The organism is Niabella insulisoli (genome assembly GCF_039652435.2).
Classification (GTDB): domain Bacteria; phylum Bacteroidota; class Bacteroidia; order Chitinophagales; family Chitinophagaceae; genus Niabella; species Niabella insulamsoli.
On the sequence record NZ_CP190246.1, the window covers coordinates 2796084 to 2814713 of the forward strand.

16 protein-coding genes are annotated in these 18630 nt (G+C 44.5%); 10 read left to right on the forward strand and 6 right to left on the reverse strand.

What is annotated here, in order from left to right; translation table 11 throughout:
* Positions 1-83 precede the first annotated feature (83 nt).
* A complete protein-coding gene (locus tag ABDK00_RS11550; protein ID WP_346237246.1) occupies positions 84-830 on the forward strand; it encodes a lysophospholipid acyltransferase family protein in 747 nt (248 codons plus the stop codon).
* On the opposite strand, the gene ABDK00_RS11555 is transcribed toward ABDK00_RS11550, so the two are convergent.
* Positions 827-3751: a putative LPS assembly protein LptD gene (locus ABDK00_RS11555; RefSeq protein WP_346237245.1), complete on the reverse strand. Its 2925-nt coding sequence runs from the start codon at positions 3749-3751 to the stop codon at positions 827-829. The two genes, ABDK00_RS11550 and ABDK00_RS11555, sit on opposite strands and share 4 nt — an antisense overlap.
* A 223-nt stretch (positions 3752-3974) precedes the next feature.
* Between ABDK00_RS11555 and ABDK00_RS11560 the strand changes: the two genes are divergently transcribed.
* From ABDK00_RS11560 to ABDK00_RS11585, 6 genes are all read left to right on the forward strand, one after another.
* On the forward strand, positions 3975-4919 hold the full coding sequence (locus ABDK00_RS11560; RefSeq protein WP_346237244.1) for an N-acetylmuramoyl-L-alanine amidase: 945 nt from the start codon (positions 3975-3977) through the stop codon (positions 4917-4919).
* 170 nt (positions 4920-5089) lie between these two features.
* The gene (locus ABDK00_RS11565) at positions 5090-6073 is read left to right on the forward strand and encodes an MlaD family protein (protein ID WP_346237243.1); all 984 of its coding nucleotides are present in this window, start codon (positions 5090-5092) and stop codon (positions 6071-6073) included.
* A gap of 65 nt (positions 6074-6138) precedes the next feature.
* Positions 6139-7854 (forward strand): OstA-like protein, encoded by a 1716-nt coding sequence (locus ABDK00_RS11570; protein ID WP_346237242.1) that lies wholly within the window; start codon positions 6139-6141, stop codon positions 7852-7854.
* Positions 7855-8016: 162 nt separating this feature from the next.
* Complete coding sequence (locus tag ABDK00_RS11575; protein WP_346237241.1) at positions 8017-9264, forward strand: ABC transporter permease; 1248 nt, start codon at positions 8017-8019, stop codon at positions 9262-9264.
* Positions 9265-9356: 92 nt separating this feature from the next.
* Positions 9357-10397 carry a tRNA (adenosine(37)-N6)-threonylcarbamoyltransferase complex transferase subunit TsaD gene (gene tsaD / locus ABDK00_RS11580; RefSeq protein WP_346237240.1) on the forward strand — a complete coding sequence of 347 codons (1041 nt, stop codon included), beginning with the start codon at positions 9357-9359 and terminating at the stop codon, positions 10395-10397.
* A gap of 35 nt (positions 10398-10432) precedes the next feature.
* Positions 10433-11152, forward strand: a complete 720-nt coding sequence (locus ABDK00_RS11585) for a tRNA1(Val) (adenine(37)-N6)-methyltransferase (protein WP_346237239.1) — start codon at positions 10433-10435, stop codon at positions 11150-11152.
* 72 nt (positions 11153-11224) lie between these two features.
* Here ABDK00_RS11585 and ABDK00_RS11590 read toward each other — a convergent pair whose 3' ends face one another.
* Together ABDK00_RS11590 and cmk are read right to left on the reverse strand one after the other, a co-directional pair.
* Positions 11225-12331 (reverse strand): Gfo/Idh/MocA family oxidoreductase, encoded by a 1107-nt coding sequence (locus ABDK00_RS11590; RefSeq protein WP_346237238.1) that lies wholly within the window; start codon positions 12329-12331, stop codon positions 11225-11227.
* A gap of 35 nt (positions 12332-12366) precedes the next feature.
* Positions 12367-13050 carry a (d)CMP kinase gene (gene cmk, locus ABDK00_RS11595; protein ID WP_346237237.1) on the reverse strand — a complete coding sequence of 228 codons (684 nt, stop codon included), beginning with the start codon at positions 13048-13050 and terminating at the stop codon, positions 12367-12369.
* A gap of 99 nt (positions 13051-13149) precedes the next feature.
* Between cmk and ABDK00_RS11600 the strand changes: the two genes are divergently transcribed.
* Positions 13150-14007: a dienelactone hydrolase family protein gene (locus ABDK00_RS11600; protein ID WP_346237236.1), complete on the forward strand. Its 858-nt coding sequence runs from the start codon at positions 13150-13152 to the stop codon at positions 14005-14007.
* A gap of 13 nt (positions 14008-14020) precedes the next feature.
* On the opposite strand, the gene ABDK00_RS11605 is transcribed toward ABDK00_RS11600, so the two are convergent.
* Positions 14021-14521 (reverse strand): phosphoribosyltransferase family protein, encoded by a 501-nt coding sequence (locus ABDK00_RS11605; protein WP_346237235.1) that lies wholly within the window; start codon positions 14519-14521, stop codon positions 14021-14023.
* Positions 14522-14638: 117 nt separating this feature from the next.
* On the opposite strand from ABDK00_RS11605, the gene ABDK00_RS11610 reads away from it, so the two are divergent.
* Positions 14639-15958, forward strand: a complete 1320-nt coding sequence (locus ABDK00_RS11610) for a (Fe-S)-binding protein (protein ID WP_346237234.1) — start codon at positions 14639-14641, stop codon at positions 15956-15958.
* Positions 15959-15967: 9 nt separating this feature from the next.
* On the opposite strand, the gene ABDK00_RS11615 is transcribed toward ABDK00_RS11610, so the two are convergent.
* Together ABDK00_RS11615 and ABDK00_RS11620 are read right to left on the reverse strand one after the other, a co-directional pair.
* On the reverse strand, positions 15968-16645 hold the full coding sequence (locus tag ABDK00_RS11615) for a LysE family translocator (RefSeq protein WP_346237233.1): 678 nt from the start codon (positions 16643-16645) through the stop codon (positions 15968-15970).
* A gap of 8 nt (positions 16646-16653) precedes the next feature.
* The gene (locus tag ABDK00_RS11620; RefSeq protein WP_346237232.1) at positions 16654-17310 is read right to left on the reverse strand and encodes a protein-L-isoaspartate(D-aspartate) O-methyltransferase; all 657 of its coding nucleotides are present in this window, start codon (positions 17308-17310) and stop codon (positions 16654-16656) included.
* Positions 17311-17472: 162 nt separating this feature from the next.
* On the opposite strand from ABDK00_RS11620, the gene ABDK00_RS11625 reads away from it, so the two are divergent.
* Entirely contained in the window at positions 17473-18627 is a 1155-nt protein-coding gene (locus tag ABDK00_RS11625) for a glycosyltransferase (RefSeq protein WP_346237231.1), read from the forward strand.
* The last annotated feature ends 3 nt before the right edge of the window (positions 18628-18630 follow it).

Genomic DNA, 18630 nt, shown 5'->3' on the forward strand with positions numbered 1-18630 from the left:
AATGCGAAGGTTGCAGCATAGCCGCGGAAAGCTGAATCGTCGAAATTGAAATCAACTATTTTTGCGGTTATTCAATTGTGCGCATGAACATTTTTAAAGAAATAGCCGGGCGGATATGGGCAACATGGGGCCTTGTTTCATTTATTGTTACTTTTCTGATGGTACTGCCCATCTCGCTGATCGCTTACCTGATTCCCGAACCCCGGGGAACGGCTTATTTAATTTATGTTTCAAGGATATGGATGCGTATTTGGATGTTCCTGATCGGATGCCCGATAAAAATCAGCGGCACCGAAAATTTTAAGAAAGGCAAAAGTTATATTGTCACCTGCAATCACAACTCTTTATTAGACATCCCGCTTTCTTCCCCGTTTATCCCGGGGGCCAACAAAACCATCGCCAAAGTAAGCTTTGCTAAAATTCCTTTATTCGGCCTGTATTATGCCAAAGGGTCGGTGCTTGTAGATCGAAAAAGCGAGCGCAGCCGTAAAGAAAGCTTTGATAAAATGAAGCAGGTTTTGAAAATGGGTATGCATATGTGCATCTATCCCGAAGGCACCCGCAACCGAACCAAGGAGCCCCTGAAACCATTTTACAACGGCGCTTTTAAGTTGGCCCACGAAACGAAAACCGAAGTCATTCCTGCGATTATTTCAGGCACGAAAGAAGCAGTTCCTTTAAATAAGACTTTTTTCTTTTTGCCCCGCCGCCTCGAGATCCGGTTTCTACCTCCCGTTTCGCCCGAAGGTTTAACGGCTGTTGAGCTAAAAGAGAAAGTTTATCAGACGATGTATCAATTCATCCTTGATGAAAAAAGAAAGCCTGATTAGCGCGGGTTGGTAACAAATGAGCGGGTGCGATTGATCTTCAGATCCTGCAGTATGCCGGCTTTCGGGCTGATCGTGAAGTTGAAGAAGCGGTACAAGCCGATCGGCGTTACGTTGATCGCCATTTGCCAGCAGTGCAAATCTCTGGATATCGCCATGGAAAAAGTCTGGATCTGGCTGGTGGTGAAATCGTAATAACCGTTCACACTGAAATTCCATTTGGGCGTCAGGTTAAAACTGCCGTTGAAGTTGACACTCGACGTAACGGGGCTTACCGAGCTCTGAAGCGTATTCAGGTTACGGCCTTTGCGCGAATAGGTCAGTGAGTAGGAAAGGCTTATAGACCAGGGTGTATTAAAATCAACAAACTCTGCCGGGTTTTGGCGCGCATATTCCATCAGCCTTTGCTGCTCGTCCATCAACATCGGATCGTTTAACCGCTCATTAATGGCTTTTTCCCTGGCTTTTGCTTTTTCAGGATCCTTGGGCTTGCTTTGAAAACTCGTGCTCATTGAAATATTGGCATTAGTAATCGTTCCGATTTTTTTGCCTCCCTCTGCCCATGCGTAAATTGGTGTAGCATAGCCGTAATCATTTAGCTTGTATGGAACTAATGTAGCCGAGGCATTGAGATTTATCTTTTCGAATAAATTAGACCGGAAGTACATATTAATCGGCGAAAGTTTCATTTCTTCTGCCAGAAAATTATAGGAACCATTGAAACCAAAACCATCGATCAGTTTAATCTTTTTTATACCATCTTCCGCATCTTCTTTTGAAGTATTGGCATAAGTATCCAGCGTATTGTCAAACTCCTCGTTCTCATCATCCTCTTCTCCCTCGTCTTTCTTCTTTTTAGGTTTGGCTTTTACTTTCATTTCAAGATTATTATCGATCCCGAAATTAATTCCGCCCGATCGCCGGCTCGTAAATTGCGTTACTGGCCTGGAATACAAACCATCTAATTGGTTATATAATGCCTTGGTTCCAAGTGTATCAATCTGCACGGTTTTCCAATAATTTTTGGTAAGATCAGGAGTATAATTTAAACCAAACTGTGGCCGGATAACATGCCGGAGGGCCTTTACCTTCTCTCCTTTAAACTGATAGTTGCCATACAAAGCTGTGTTGAAAGATATACCGAAAGAGGCCTGTTGTTTAATATTAAAACCGCGTTCGAGGCTAACGTTGATGGTGTCTTTAACATAAGAACTATCGCCGCCGTTTACCGCGCCCGTATAAAAAGTTCTGGGCCCCCAGGTCATCGTGCTAATACCATCTACCCACTCCTGCGAATAAGAAACCGAAGGGGCAATCACCAATGCGCCGCCCGCAATGGCCGGTAGCGACAATGTGATCGGAATATTATGATTGGCGCTCCAACGAGCCGTATCCAGTAAAAAATTATAAATCCTTCTGTTGTCAATCAGATTATTGCTTTTTGAATAGGCAAGCGTATCATAAAAATTAAAGTCATTCCTGAAACTTCCTGTGTAACCAATGCCCAATTGCTCATACCATTTTCTTGACGACCCCACGCTTTCCTTTTTTTGAAAAGGATAAAGCGTTGTCACCGCAAAGTTGGCCGTGGGAAAATTAATGGTCATCAAATGCGTAGAATTATTTTGGCTATGATTCATCGCCAGCGTCAGGTTGAAAGGCTTATCGATCCATTGCTTTGAATAGGTAATCGAAGAGCTCATTACATTATTATAAGGCGCCTGGCCCATAAAAGAGTTCGATAAATTTCGGTTATAGCCCGTAGTGCTCCAATTCACGTTGGCGCCAAAAGTAACACCAGGCCGCGATCGGCTGTCGGAGCTATGCGACCAAGAAAGTGCATAGGTATTACTTTTATAAAAATCGGGATCGCCTTTGGTATTTCTCCTGGTACTTTGGATACTAAAATTCAGGTTGCCCTGATACTTGTAGATTTTCCGGTAAGTGGGATTCGCATTCAACCTCCAGGTTCCGCCCGAATAAATATCCCCGTAAAACTGCACGTCCCAATAATCGCTGATGCCGAGGTAATAACCAAACTGGGATAACCCCACGCCTTCCTGGTCGTTGGTTTCAAAACTGGGCGCCATAAAACCCGAATGACGGCCCTGGTAAAGGGGATAAAAACCAAAAGGCAAATAGATAGGAACCGGCACCGAATCGAACTCGGGGCGGACAGCGCCGGTCACGGCCAGTTTTTTGTTTACGATTTTCGCACGATTGGCCCTGAAACCAAAGTGAGGATGGTCAAGATTACAGGTTGTAAAGAAATTACCGGTAGCGTAGACCGTGTTTTCGTTTACCTTTTTTGATAGCTGCGAATGCACAAACATTTCCCCCTGCTGCGAAATGGTGCCCGAGATGATACCGCGCTGATTTTTAAAATTATAATTTAAACTATCAGACTGATACTCGCTCTGGCCATCATTCATTTTCACATATTCGCTGATAGCGCCGGTACTGTCTCTTCCGGAAACGGCGGACACAATGCCCGTCGCCTGGTTTAATTTTAAATAAGGCGCTTCGAGCGAGCTGGACTCGTATTCGGTCTTGGCCTTTCCATATAGTTCAATGGTTTTGTTTTGAACAAGGCCAATGGCAGAATCGGCAGCTGTGTAGGTTACGGGCGCAGACAGCGTGTCTTTCGAAATTTTCAGCGTAAAAGTATCAGAGCGGGCCCGCTGCGTGGTATCGATCAGCGTGCTGTCGGCCAACGATAAAGAATCTTTAATTACCGGGATAGTGTCGGAAGGAATAGTATCAATCGCCGGGGGGATATTATTGCCAGCCGGAACGGTATCGATTTCCGAAGTTGCAACTTGCTGTAGGCCGAAATTGATGGCGCCAATTTGTTTACTAACTGTTAAAAGCGAGATAACAGCGAGTATAAGTACGGCATGGTAAATTCTTTTAAATTTGCGCATCGGCTTTCAAAGTTCGCAAACGTACAGTAATTTTTTCATTCTATTTTAATCGGCGTGGATGAAAAATGCTGTAAAAAGTCGCTTCGGTTGTTTTTTAAAAATTATGTTTGAACAGTTCTGTGCAAATATGAGAACTACAGATCAGATTGTCAAAGCATTTGGTTTAAATTAACAAGGTGCTCAACAGGATTGTTAAAAGGATTTATAAATTTTATATTATTTGATGATTCGATACTTTTTATTTTCAATTTGCTCTTTTTGTTTTTGTGCTCATGTATATGCCCAGCCGGCAGAACCTTCGATTAAAACCATTATTGTGGATGCGGGACATGGCGGCCCCGATGTGGGCGCGAGAGGAACGGAAACCAACGAAGCAACCATCACGCTGGCGGTGGCTCAAAAACTCGCGCGTGCGCTGCGAACCACTTTTCCTTCTATTAAAACACTGGAAACACGGCCCTATCAGCCGCTCCCCGGCAATCATACCAACGCCAACGCCGCCAATCGCTTCCGGGCAGAGTTTGCCAACGAAAACCATGGCGACCTTTTCATTTCACTTCATTGCAACGCCGCCGGCCGCCAACCCGGTGGCTGGTATACGAAAAAAGTGGTGGGCCGCAGCGCGCGAACGCGCTATGTGAAAAAAGGAAGTAAAAAAGTCAAACAAACCTACTACGTCAACCGATATGAAAATGTTTGGGTGGAGAATAAAGCCAAAGGCACGGAAACCTATATTTGGGCGGTCAATAAAAACGATCAGAAACTTTCGTCTTTGCGCAACAATCTCCCCGAAGAAGACCAGGATTACTACAATGAAGAAGAGGGCGAAACCGATGCCGACAGCCTGAAACTGCCTGACCTGAATGATCCGGCTGAAAAAGCACGGATGCTTATTTATGCGCAGCATTATTTTAGAAAAAGCTACGCGCTGGCAACTTTGGTTGAAAAAGAATTTGTTTCGAGTGGCAGAACCAGCCGCGGCGTACAACAGCGGAATCATAAAGGCATATGGGTATTGCAGGCAACGGGAATGCCCAGTATCCTTGTTGAAATGGGCTTTATAAGCAACAATGACGATCAGGCCTACCTAATGAGCGAAGACGGCCAGAACACCATTGTGAAGAATATTGTGGACGCGGTTAAGGTTTATTTGGAAAAATACGGATAGCGCATATTATTTGAAGTATTTTCCTGAATTTTGATGCGTAATCGTGAAAAAGAAAAATAGGCATATATTTTGTCTTATGAATGCGTAGCAAATTGATTATCAAACTATGAGTGCCCGAAGCAGTTTAAAACAGCCGGTGCAACCAACCAAATTAAAGAAAAAACATACCGATGAAAATTTCAAATGAAGTAAAAGTGGGTGCTTTGGCCATTGGCGCCATCCTCATACTCATTGCAGGGTTCAGATTTTTAAAAGCAAAAGATATCTTTAACCATACTCCGAAACTGTACGCCATCTTTAAGTCGGTAGGGGGACTTGAAAAATCAAATTTTGTTAAAATAAATGGTTTGACGGTGGGCACGGTTTACTCGATGGAGCCCGCCGATGAAAATGTGAGCGCTGTGAAAGTAATCCTCAGCATCACAGAAGATGTGAATATTCCTGCTAATTCGGTAGCTTATATCGAAGGAAGCCTTTTAGGTTCGTCGGCCATTGTGATAGAAAGGGGCGATTCAAAAAAACGTTTGGAAGATGGCAACCGCATTGCAACAAAAGAGGAAGCCGGCCTTCTGGGAAACCTGACCTCAGAAGCCAAACCGCTGATGAATAAGGTAAAAACAGTAGCGGACTCGGTAACGCTGCTTTTGTCCAATTTCAACCATATTTTAAACGCTAATACCCAGCGCGACCTTCAAAATGCCATTGCCAATTTAAATTACTCTACCGCCGCTCTTAATCAATTGCTGACGGGTGTTAATAAACCGCTGGCGCAGACCCTGGATAATGTGAGCGCCATCACTGGCAATTTAAAAAATCAAAATGAGGCGATAGAAGGTATTTTGTCAAATGCCAATACTTTTACCGGCAACCTAAAACAGCTTGAATTTCAGCAAACGATCGACAGTTTGAACCGCACTATTTCGAACCTGAATGCCGCTGTGAGCAACATCAATAACCCCAACGGCAGCCTCGGCGCACTGATGAACGACAGGCAAGTTTATAATAAACTTAACGACGTATTGTTGAGTGCAGAAATTTTATTGGACGATCTTCGCGTTCATCCAAAACGATATGTCAACATTTCTGTTTTTGGCAAAAAAAATAAAGCAGGTGAGTTAACTGCGCCGGCGATAAAAGATTCTGTTCCCAAGTGATAAACAAAAATTCAAAACCGCATTTTTTACTCCTTCCCGGATTGATATTTATATTGGGCTGTCTTATGGCCTACGGCGCATCGGTAAACGTTGCGCCTTTTGTCAAAAAGCGCGTTGTGAAAACTGCGTTTAATGACACCATAAAATTTATATCCGCTAATTCGCTTGAAATTCAACCCGACAGGAAGATTACCACTTTTGCAGGAAACGTCATCCTGCAACAGGGCAATACTATTTTCAAAGCAGACAAAGCAGTTAAAAATGACAGCCTCAACACTTTTGAAGCCTGGGGCCATGTGCACATCAACGATGCGGACACCACCAATATTTATGCAGACCACCTGAACTATTTCGGCACCCCTCAACTGGCCAAACTGGACGGCAACGTAAAGCTAACCGATGGACAGGCAACGCTCACCACGCCCAGCCTCGATTATAATATGACCACGAATATGGGTATTTATAAAGAAGGCGGGAAAGTGGTCAATAAAAAAACGGTAATCACCAGCAAAGAGGGCGAATATTATTCAGATATTAAAGATGTTTACTTCAGAAAGAATGTAGTGGTTACAGATCCGGCATATCACATCACAACCGATTCTTTAATGTATAATACCGGCACCCAGGTTGCGACGTTTATCGCCATGACGCATATTAAAGACAGTGCGCGCAGAAGCATTGACACGCGCGACGGTTATTATAATTTAAGAACGGGCCAGGCCGAGTTTAGGCAGCGGCCCTTTATTAACGATGACAATAAATCAACACTGCTGGCTGACGATGTTTACCTCGATGATAACATTGCACGAGCAGAAGGGAACGCCATCGCAGTTGACTCTACCCGGGGCACAATCATTATCGCCAACCGAATTTTTCAAAACCGCCTGAACGAGGCGATCCTGGCCACACAAAAACCGGTAATGATCGTAAAGCAGGATAATGATTCAATCTTCATCGCCGCCGATACTTTATTTAGCGCCAAGTTATCTGACCTTTTTGAAATTCCGCCGGCAACGGAAACGCAACCGCAGACCAACGACACGGTGGTAGCTAAAGCAACGCCACAACCAGACTCCACGCTGGTTGACACCACAGACAGCCTGGTCAGCGACAGCACGGTCACCCTGGTAAAAACCCCGGCGCCCGCTTTGCCCGTGATCAAAAAAGATGCACGCACGATTGCCGGAGATTCTGCCAAAACCACTTCCACCGACAGTACGGATCGCTATTTCGAAGCATTTCACAATGTGAGAATTTATTCCGATTCCATGCAGGCCATCTCCGATAGCCTTTTTTACTCCTTTAAGGATTCAACTTTCAGATTATACAAAGATCCCGTTGTGTGGGGGAAAGAAAGCCAGATCACCGGCGATACGATATTACTTCACACCAAAAATAAACAGCCGCATTGGATGGAAGCATTCAAAAACGGGTTTATGGTAAATTATATCGGCAATGAAGCCTACAACCAGATTAAATCTACGCGCATCGATGCCTTCTTTTTAGATGGCGGCCTCGATTCGGTCAGGGCAAAGGGTTCGGCCGAATGTATCTACTACCTGCAGGATGATGACAGCGCCTTTACGGGTGTTAATCAATCAACATGTGATATCATCGATTCCTATTTTAAAAATAAGCAGTTACACAAGGTAGCATTTCGAACGAACGTAGCGGGCACCATCTATCCTATCCGTCAAAAAAGGCCTTCAGAAATGAAACTCGAAGGCTTTACCTGGAAAGAAGCATTGCGACCCAAATCGAAATATGAGCTTTTTGAATAAATTTCCTGGTTGATTAGTGGTGCACGCACACACCTTTGTTTAAGTTTTCACAGCCTTTCTGTAAATTGTGCCTGAAAGCGTTCATGTCAGTTGGATTCGGTAGTTTTACGGCGCACATAAAATGCTTTACCTTTTTCAGATCATTACTATTAATAAGAAACATTGTTACGCCGCACCATAGAAATTATTGCCAATAGTTTTAAAATGGCGCTTCAGGAGCTGTTAAAAAATAAGCTGCGCACCTTTCTGAGCTTATTTGGCGTTACGATCGGCATTTTCTGCATCATCGGTGTGCTGGCAACAGTCAACAGTTTGCAACGCAATATCCAGAACGAAATAAAATCGATGGGAAATAATATTATTTTCATCGACAAATGGGTTTGGAGCGGCGGCCCCGATTACCCCTGGTGGAAATTTGTCAACCGCCCCTACCCCAAATATTACGAACTGAAACAAATTAAAGAGCGGTCGCCCAGTACGCAATATGCTGCTTTTTTTTACGACATTTCTGATAACATTGAATTTGCCGGGTCTATATTGAGCGGCGTAAAAGTTTACGGCGCCAGCGAAGCATACAACAATATTCAAAAGCTGAGCTTTGCCCATGGGCGGTATATTTCCGACGCTGAATTCAATTATGGCACCAACGTAGCGGTGATTGGCGATGAAGTAGCGACCAAGCTTTTTATCGTTCCTGAAGCAGCGCTCAATAAGCAGCTCAAACTTAAAGGCCGGCTGGTGAAAGTGATTGGCGTCATTAAAAAACAGGGAAAGCAATTAACCGGCGGGTGGGAATTTGACAAAAGCATCATCATCCCCTATCAATTTGCAAAAACGATCTATCTCGAACGTTACTCCGATCCCAAAATTATGGTCAAAGGATATGATCATATCAACAGCACTGCGCTTAAGGACGAACTCGAAGGCGTTATGCGAAGCATTCACAGGCTTAGCCCGACCAAAGAGTCGGATTTTGCGCTAAATGATCTCAATGATATCAGTAAAGAAGTAGAAGCTGCATTTGTCGGATTAAATATCGGCGGCGCTATTATTGGCGGCATCAGCCTTATTGTTGGCCTGTTTGGCATTGCCAACATCATGTTTGTAACGGTTAAAGAAAGGACGCCGCAAATCGGCTTAAAAAAAGCAATTGGCGCGAAAAGGCATATTATCCTCACAGAATTTCTTTTGGAAGCCGCTTTTCTCTGCATTATCGGCGGCCTCATCGGTTTATTGCTGGTAGCTGCGCTGGCTTTTATCCTTACCAAAGCGCTCGAATTCCCGGTGTATGTTTCGGTTTCCAATATGATCTGGACATTTATCATTTGTATTTTAGTGGGCATCATCGCGGGCATTATCCCGGCTACGCAAGCCGCTAAAATGGATCCGGTGGTAGCAATAAGAAGTTAAAGAAAGCCTTTCCTCAGCCACGCTTTTCCTCAATGTTGAAACATCATCTGATAAAATTTTACATTCCAGTTTTTGCATTTTATCTTCGCTGAATGCCTACAATTTTAGCCATTGAATCCAGCTGTGATGAAACTTCAGCAGCGGTTAGCGTTGACGGGAAAATTTTATCCAACAATATTGCCACACAAGCAGTGCATGCCCAATACGGAGGCGTAGTGCCCGAGCTGGCCTCGCGCGCTCATTTACAAAATATCGTTCCGGTGGTGGACACAGCCCTTCAAAAAAGCGGCAAAATCCTACAGGATATCGATGCGGTTGCGTTTACGCAGGCGCCTGGCTTGATCGGATCGCTGTTGGTTGGCGCCGAATTTGCTAAATCGTTGTCGCTCTCGCTCAACAAACCGCTGATTGCCGTGAATCACATGCAGGCACATGTGCTCGCTAATCTCATTCCCGACAAAAAGCCAGGTTTCCCATTTTTATGTTTGACAGTAAGCGGCGGTCATACGCAGATCATTCTCTGCAAATCCCCTTCAAAAATGGAAATTATCGGAGAAACAATTGACGATGCGGCCGGTGAGGCATTTGATAAATGCGCGAAACTATTAGGCCTTCCCTACCCCGGCGGGCCGCTGATCGACAAATATGCTAAAGAAGGCAATGGCGACCGCTTCGAATTTCCGGAACCCCGGATACCCGGGTATAACTTTAGTTTTAGCGGATTAAAAACTGCCATCCTCTATTTCCTGATGAATGCCGGCAAAAGCCTGGTTTACAAAGAAAACTTTGCAGCTACCGAAGCAGCGCAACAACAATTTATCAAAGATAACCTGGCCGATATCTGCGCCTCTGTTCAAAAAAGAATTATTACGATTCTACTCAATAAGTTCAGCAAAGCCGCTACAGATCTTAACATCAAAGACCTCTGTATCGCGGGTGGCGTGTCGGCCAATAGTGGTTTAAGAACAGCTTTTACGGCGATGGGCGAACAAAAAGGATGGCAGACTTTTATACCAGAATTTCAATACTGCACGGATAACGCCGGCATGATCGCGATAACGGCGCATTACAAATTTTTAGAAAAAGATTTCTCGTCTTTAACGATTCAGCCCATGGCGCGTGGTTTTGAATAGTTTTGATGCAGCAACATTGATATTACGGACCAGCAATGCCCAACTCCTATTTTCAGTTTAAACAGTTTACCATTCATCAGGAGCGGTGCAGCATGAAGGTAACAACCGATAGCTGCCTGTTTGGCGCCTGGGTGGCTGACCAAATTGCTGATAACCCCGCAATTGCAAATATGCTCGACATCGGCAGTGGCAGCGGTTTACTGAGCTTAATGCTTGCGCAAAAGAACGATGCACTGATAGACTGTATTGAATTGCAACCCGACGATTATGAACAGGGCAAGGCGAACATCGAAAACAGTAAATTCGGAACGCGAATCAATCCTTTGCTGGGAGACGCGGTTAGTTTTAATTACCCTCACACATACGACCTCATCATTAGCAATCCTCCGTTTTATGAAAACGAGCTGAAAGGCGAAAGCTCCGGAAGAAATATTGCCCATCATGATGAGGGGTTGACATTGGAGCAATTGGTAAAGATTATCAACACGCAGCTTAATCCTCAAGGCGAATGTTATCTGCTATTACCAGCTAAAAGGCAGGAAGCAGTAGCAAATATATTACGCACGCATGGCCTGCACATCAACCGGCTTGCGCTGATGTATCAAACAGACCGCCATAGCCGGCCTTTTCGGCTCATGCTTCGCGCGTCAAAAGAAGAAAAAGCTGGTTCGACTGAACGGCTGATCATCAGGGAAAATGAAAATTATTCTGAAAGGTTCAGGTTTCTTTTGAGAGATTATTACCTAAAATTATGAAGGCCGCGCCAGTTTATTTCGGACTGGCAATGCTTCAGCCAAACTGCCTTTGGGCATGCCATTTCCTATGGCTTATTTCAAAGCTATTTTTTTTCCGGTGGCGGCTGCTTTATAAATTGCCTCAATGATTTTTAGGTCTTGCAATCCTTCAAGGCCATCTACCGGCACCAAGGGTTTTTTGCCGTCAAGCAAAATCGCCGCCATCTCATCCATTTGCACGGTCTGGTGCACTACCACTGGAGCATTAATCTCTCCCTTGTGCGTTTTTCCTTTAATCGGGCCATAGCCGGTAGAGGGGCGCATTTCTGCAAAACCCTTTTCTCCATTAAGAAAGAAACGATCGAGGTTATTCATATTGTAGGTGGACAAACAGGAAGCCGTCACGCCGCTTTCGAAGCCAAACTGAAACATAATTGTTTCGTCAACGCCTTTTTTAAATTTCACCGGGTCGGTTTTTGTTTCCTGTGCCGTCACCCAGGCCGGTTCTTCGCCCACCATGTAGCGACAGCCATTGATCGCATAAATACCGATATCCATAAGCGCTCCGCCGCCCGCCAAATCTTTGTTAAGCCGCCATTGCGTCGGGTCGCCAATCCTGAAACCGCAAAGCCCCTGAAAAAATGTAATCTTGCCAAATTCACCTTCGTGGCGCATTTTGATCACTTCGAGCGTATGCGGTTCAAAATGCATGCGGTAGCCCACCAAAAGTTGTACATTGGCTTTTTGACAAGAGGCCACCATCTCCTCGCCTTCTTTCACGCTAACGGCCATCGGCTTTTCGCAAATCACATGTTTGCCGGCCTTTGCAGCTCGGATTGTATGGTTGTGATGCAAAGCATTGGGCGTGATCACATATACCGCATCGATATTCGCATTGCTTCCAATAGCATCGAAATTTTCATAATTATAGCGGCTTTCTTCAGGCACGTTATATTTTGCACCCCAACGCTGCAATTTTTCGGGAGTACCGCTGATGAGGCCTGTAATTTTCACACGCTTGCAATTTTGAATGGCTTCAGCCACGCGGCCGGCATAGCCACCAAGCCCCATTAAAGCCACGCGCAGGGGCTTTTCACCGGACAGTGGTTTTGCTGAAAACTGGTTCATGCCGAGGTTCACAAAGGGAACACTGGCTGTTGCCCATCCGATCTTTTGTAGAAAACTTCGTCTGCTGTGCATACAAGCGTATTTAGAGGTATTTTAATAAGCAAGAATCAACCCAAAACCTGGTGGGCCAAGGATAGCACTTTTTCTAATTGTTCTTCAGGCGTAAGGTTGGTATTATTAATTTCAATAGCGTCATCCGCTTTCCGCAGCGGGCTTATTTCCCTGTTGGTATCGATATAATCCCGCATTTCTATGTTTCGCGCCACTTCCTCAATGCTGATATTTGGATTTTTTTCATACAGCTCTTTAAACCTTCTTTCAACGCGCACCGCATTATCGGCTGTGAGGTACAATTTCAACTCAGCGTCAGGAAATACGACCGTCCCAATGTCCCGCCCATCCATAATAATACCTTTTTTCCTCCCCATTTTTTGTTGTTGCCTGATGGCAAAGTTTCTAACTTCTGCAAGGGCCGCTACTTCGCTCACTTTTTCTGCAACCAGCATTTCCCGGATCAGGTATTCTACGTTTTCTTCGTTGAGAAATATTTCTACCTGATTGTTCTGATCATTGTACCGGAAGTCGAGTTCGATTTCTTTCAAAGCGTCAACGACCTGGTCGGTGTTAGTCAAATCAATATTGTTCCGTAAAAAATAAAGGGTAATCGCGCGATACATGGCCCCGCTATCCACGTAAATATAATTAAGCTTTTGCGCCATCTGCTTAGCAATGGTACTTTTACCACAGCTCGACATTCCATCAATGGCTATAATTATTTTCTTCGTATTCATCAGGGCATTGAATGTTTTTTATAAAGGTAAAAATTAAATTTGTAATGATTAGTTTTGTTAAACCTCATTCAGAAAATATAATTTTTAAAAATAATTCCGATGAAATTTTACGTGCCCCATTTCATAGCAGCCTTTACAATCATTGCGATGAGTTGCAATACGCAATCGTCTAATAAAAACGCCGACGCAGATAGCATGCATGCCGCAGCCGGGGAAGCTGCATCGGACAGTCTTTTCACTACAGAGGTTACCTACAGCGACGGCAGCAAAAACTACAAAAGTTTTGCCGCTTACAAAAACGGTGTATCAAATATGCCCGTTGTTTTGGTGGTTCCCGAATGGTGGGGCGTGAATGATTATACGAAAACGCGTGTAAAGCAGCTCGCGGAGCTTGGCTATTATGCAATGGCAGTGGATATGTACGGCGATGGGAAAGTTACCGAAAGCCCTGATAGTGCCGGCGCCTGGGCGACGCCATTTTATAAAGATGCGCAACTGGCAAAAAACAATTTCAACGCCGCGCTTATAAAATCAAAAACATTTACCAATGTTGACACTTCAAAAATTGCAGCGATCGGTTATTGCTTTGGCGGTGGTATGGTTCTGAATATGGCAAGATTGGGCGAGAACCTCGACGGGGTGGCCAGCTTTCACGGCAGCTTGAATGGCAATCTGCCGCCAGCGCCTAAAGGGTCGATCAAAGCAGCCATTTTGGTTTGCCATGGCAATGCAGACTCGATGGTGCCTGAAAAAGACGTCAGCAACTTCAAAAAAGAGATGGATAATGCCGGAGCGGATTATTCTTTTATCGGCTATGATAACGCCAAGCATGCATTTACCAATCCGCAGTCGACCGCCGTTGGCGAAAAATACAATTTAGATATCGCTTATAATGCCGCTGCTGATCAGGCTTCCTGGAAGGAATTGCAATTTTTTTTACAAAGAATCTTTCAGTAATTTTTTGAAAAGATCAGGCGAGGTAGGCACCCGTTATATCTTCGCCATCAACCTCCACAATAATATGTTCCTGCAGCGTTGTTGCCAGCGAAAAACCTTTGTAGTTGGCGTTGATGGGGAATTGCGTGTGTGAACGCTCAACCAACACGAGCGTTTGAATTTTCTTCGGATGAAAGTTGAGAAACGGTTTCAACGCATAGAGTAATGTTTTGCCGCTATTGGTGACATCATCGACAATGATCACCACTTTGTTGTCAAAATTCATTTCACTGCTAAGTTCGATCGCCTGAGGCTTCACTTTATCCAAATTCATCGTTAGCAAATGCACTTCCACCGAAGCAAGCGAACGGATAATAGTTAATAATTTTTTTGCAACAATCACACCGCTCGGCTCCACACCCACGAATATCAATTCCTTTTCGTCAATATTGTTTTCTATAATTTCAAGTGCGAGTCGATTGATCTTTTTTTCAATAATCTCTTTTTGAAGAATATATCGTTTTCCTTTTGCCATTTTTTATTTTTTACATCAGAAACTTTCATTGTCTTCCGCACCAAAAGCATCTGACCCGAACAAAAATATAAATACTCACCAACATCGCGTAAATTAGCAATATCTAATGGATATGGCATGCAAATCGTTCAACAAATTTTATTCTTATTGCTCACGGCAACCGCAATTTTTATTTTTGCAAAAAGCGTTATGCGCATCCGGCGCAATATCAATCTCGGCCGCGAAGAAACGATTGGCGATCATAAAGCGCAACGGTGGCATAATGTGATGCTGCTTGCTTTTGGCCAAAAAAAGATGTTTCGCAACCCTTTGGTCGGTTTTTTACATTTTCTGGTTTATGCCGGCTTTATAATCATCAATATAGAAGTGCTAGAAATTGTGCTCGACGGGCTTTTGGGAACCCACCGGCTGTTTGCTGCCGCGCTCGGTGGTTTTTATTCGTTCCTGATCAATGCTTTTGAAGTGCTGGCGGTGTTGGTTATTGTGTCCTGCGCGATTTTTTTGATCAGGAGAAATGCGTTGAAGATAAGAAGGCTCATCAGTAAAGATTTAAACGGCTGGCCTAAAAGCGATGCCAATTATATTTTAATTACTGAAATAGTGCTTATGTCACTGTTCCTGACGATGAACGCGGCAGACAGCCTGCTTCAAACCCGCGGATCCGCCCACTATGCGGCTTCTCCGACCGGGTCTTTCATCGTGTCGCAATTGATTCAGCCGTTACTCTCCGGGCTAAACGAACAGCAGCTTGTTGCAGTGGAGCGGGTTTGCTGGTGGCTTCACATCGCCGGTATTTTCGCTTTCCTCAATTATCTGCCCATTTCAAAACACTTGCATATTTTACTGGCTTTCCCCAACGCTTATTATAACAAACTCAGCCCGATGGGCAAGATGGAAAACATGACGGATGTTCAAAATGAGGTCTTATATGCCATGCAACCCGAACTGGCGCCTACCGATGCTGCGCCGCCGGAAAAGTTTGGCGCCAAAGACGTCATGGATCTTAGCTGGAAAAATATACTCGATGCCTACACCTGCACAGAATGCGGGCGTTGCTCGGCGGCCTGCCCGGCCAATATTACCGGCAAAAAATTATCGCCCCGAAAAATTATGATGGACACGCGCGACCGCGCTGAGGAAGTGGGTAAAAATGTTGATGCTAATAAATCCTTCGTAGAGGACGGCAAAACGCTTTTGCACGACTACATTTCTGTTGAAGAATTGCGCGCCTGCACCACCTGCAACGCTTGTGTTCAGGAATGCCCGGTAAGCATCAACCCACTCGATATTATTCTTCAATTGCGCCGCCAGCTGGTTATGGAAGAAAGCAACGCGCCCCAAGAATGGAATGCCATGTTCAGCAATGTTGAGAATAATTTTGCGCCCTGGAAATTCAGTCCTGACGACCGGGATAAATGGACAGAAGAACTAAATTAAATAGTCTGGCTAAGTAGTTTGGCGGTGCTCTGCTTCTTCGATTTTATTGTTTACATCCTTTTTATTGACGAACATGCGCCACATTTGTATAAGCGCTGTTAAAAAAAAGATGCCCGCTATTGTATAATTAACAATCGATTGGTTGTTTTGAATTTTGGCAGCCACCAACCTTCCCCCGAAAATAAAAAGGCTATTGCCGATCAAAGTGCCAATACCAATCCCTACCGTATAAAAATTGTAGTGGTTTTTGTTGGGAAGCAATACTTTCCTGGTAAGTAAAACCGTACTCCATCCAAACCAAAAAGGAATCTGCATCGGATTGATAGCGCCCATCGTTAAACCCAAAAGAAACGAGGGCAAATCGTTGTTCAGAATAATATTTTTATCCTGATGCGGGCTGGAAGCCGCTATAAAACTTGCAATGGCTAAAGCCAGAACAATCGCCAGCGTCAGCCATTCCAACAGTTTAAAGATTTTCTTTTGCTTTCGCACCCAGTCCATCGCTACCAGCGAAATACGGACATATACCATTTCAGCAGTCAGCGCGCCCAATGAAAACAACATTGCATTTTTTACGGATTCCGCAATGGCAATTTGCATCGCGGCAATATTGAGCGTGCCCAATGGCAGCGTTCCCAAAAAACTCACGAGCATGCCGGTAAAAAAAATGCGCAACGTTCCTTTCATAAAGAGGGTCAGGAATTTTTGCCCTGAAGCATGGGTACAAATGAAAAGTTATCAAAATATTCGATATCGATGCCGTCTTCCAGTTTAGTCACCCTTCTCATTTGCTGCACGTCGCCGGTATCGACGGGAATCACCATTTTACCACCGATTTTCATTTGCTCCAGCAGCTTGGGCGGGATCTCAGGAGCGGCAGCAGTCACAATCACTTTGTCGAAGGGCGCAAAAGTGGGCAATCCCAAAAAACCATCGCCATAAAAAAACTTGATGTTTGCATATTGCTTTAAATAAGCAAAAGATTTATTCTCATCGAATAATTTTTTCTGCCGCTCAATGGTAAAAACCTTCGCGCCCATCGCTGCCAGGATGACCGCCTGGTAAGCGCTTCCGGTACCGATTTCCAGTACTTTGTCGCCTTTTTTTAAATCAAGCAATTCAGACTGATAGGCTACCGTGTAAGGCTGTGAAATAGTCTGCCCTTCGCCGATAGGAAAAGCCTTGTCCGTATAGGCAACATCATCAAAAGCAGAATCCAAAAAGAAATGCCGGGGCACCTGATGAATAGCTTCGAGCACCAGTTTATTTTGGATACCCTTTCCTTTTACCGTGTCTACCAGCTTTTTTCTCAGTCCCTTATGTCGGTAACTATCTTCTAAACTACGCCTCATGCCGCAAATGTAATTTTATTAAGCAAATAAAATGCTTCAAGCTGACAGAACCTTATGAAATGAGCCATCCGGCTTTCGCTCCACGTCGCATGCACGCCGGCAAACCCCGGCCAACGAAAGCGTTTTAACTTATCGGCAGATCAGTTACATTTGCCTCCTGTTATGGCCAAAGTAATTATCATAGGTCCGGCGCACCCTTTGCGCGGCGGGTTAGCAACGTTCAACCATCGTTTAGCAAAAGAATTTTTAGCGATGGGACACGAATGTTCCATCTATTCCTTTAGCCTCCAATACCCCGCGATCCTGTTTCCGGGCAAAACTCAATATTCGGATGAGCCTGCCCCGGAAGGACTTGAAATTCATTCCAAAATAAACTCAGTCAACCCGCTCAACTGGCTATCGGTAGGCAACGAACTTGCCAGGAAGCAACCTGATATCATTGTGGTTCGATATTGGTTGCCTTTCATGGGGCCCGCACTCGGCACTATTTTGAGACGGGTAAGAAGAAATAAACATACCAGGATTGTGTGTATTGCCGATAATATTATTCCGCATGAAAAAAGGCCTGGTGACCATCTGTTCACCAAATATTTTACAGCTGCCTGTGATGGCTTCATTACGATGAGCGACAAAGTGTTGTCTGACTTAAGAACCTTCACGTCGAAGCCCGCTGCATTGGTGCAGCATCCGCTGTATGATAATTTTGGGCAAATCATTTCCAAAGCAGCCGCGCGCCAACACCTTCAGATTAACCCAAAGGATAAAATTGTTTTATTCTTTGGATTTATAAGGAAATATAAAGGTCTCGATTTGTTGCTCGAAGCCCTGCAAAAAACCGACGCCGCCGGTTTAGGTACAAAGCTTTTGATCGCAGGCGAGTTTTATGAAGATGAAAAACCCTACCAGGCGATGATCGATCAGCTAGGCATCAGCAATCGGTTAATTTTAAAAACTGAATTTATTCCCGACAGCGAGGTGCGGTATTATTTATGTGCGGCCGACGTTTTGATACAGCCTTATAAAAATGCCACACAGAGCGGCGTGACGCCATTGGCCTATTATTTCGAAAAACCAATGATCGTTACCAATGTGGGCGGGTTGCCCGATTTGGTTCAGCACGGGAAATGCGGCCTCGTGGTGGAGCCCGATGCGGCTTCGATCGCCGGCGCCATCGGGGAATTTTACGAATTAGGAGAAAATCATTTTATTCCACATCTTCGCAGCGAAAAAGAAAAATATAGCTGGGCGCATATTGTCAATGCCATTGAAGCCGTATCGGGAACAATGAACCGGCCGTCAATCGACGAAAAAAAATAATGG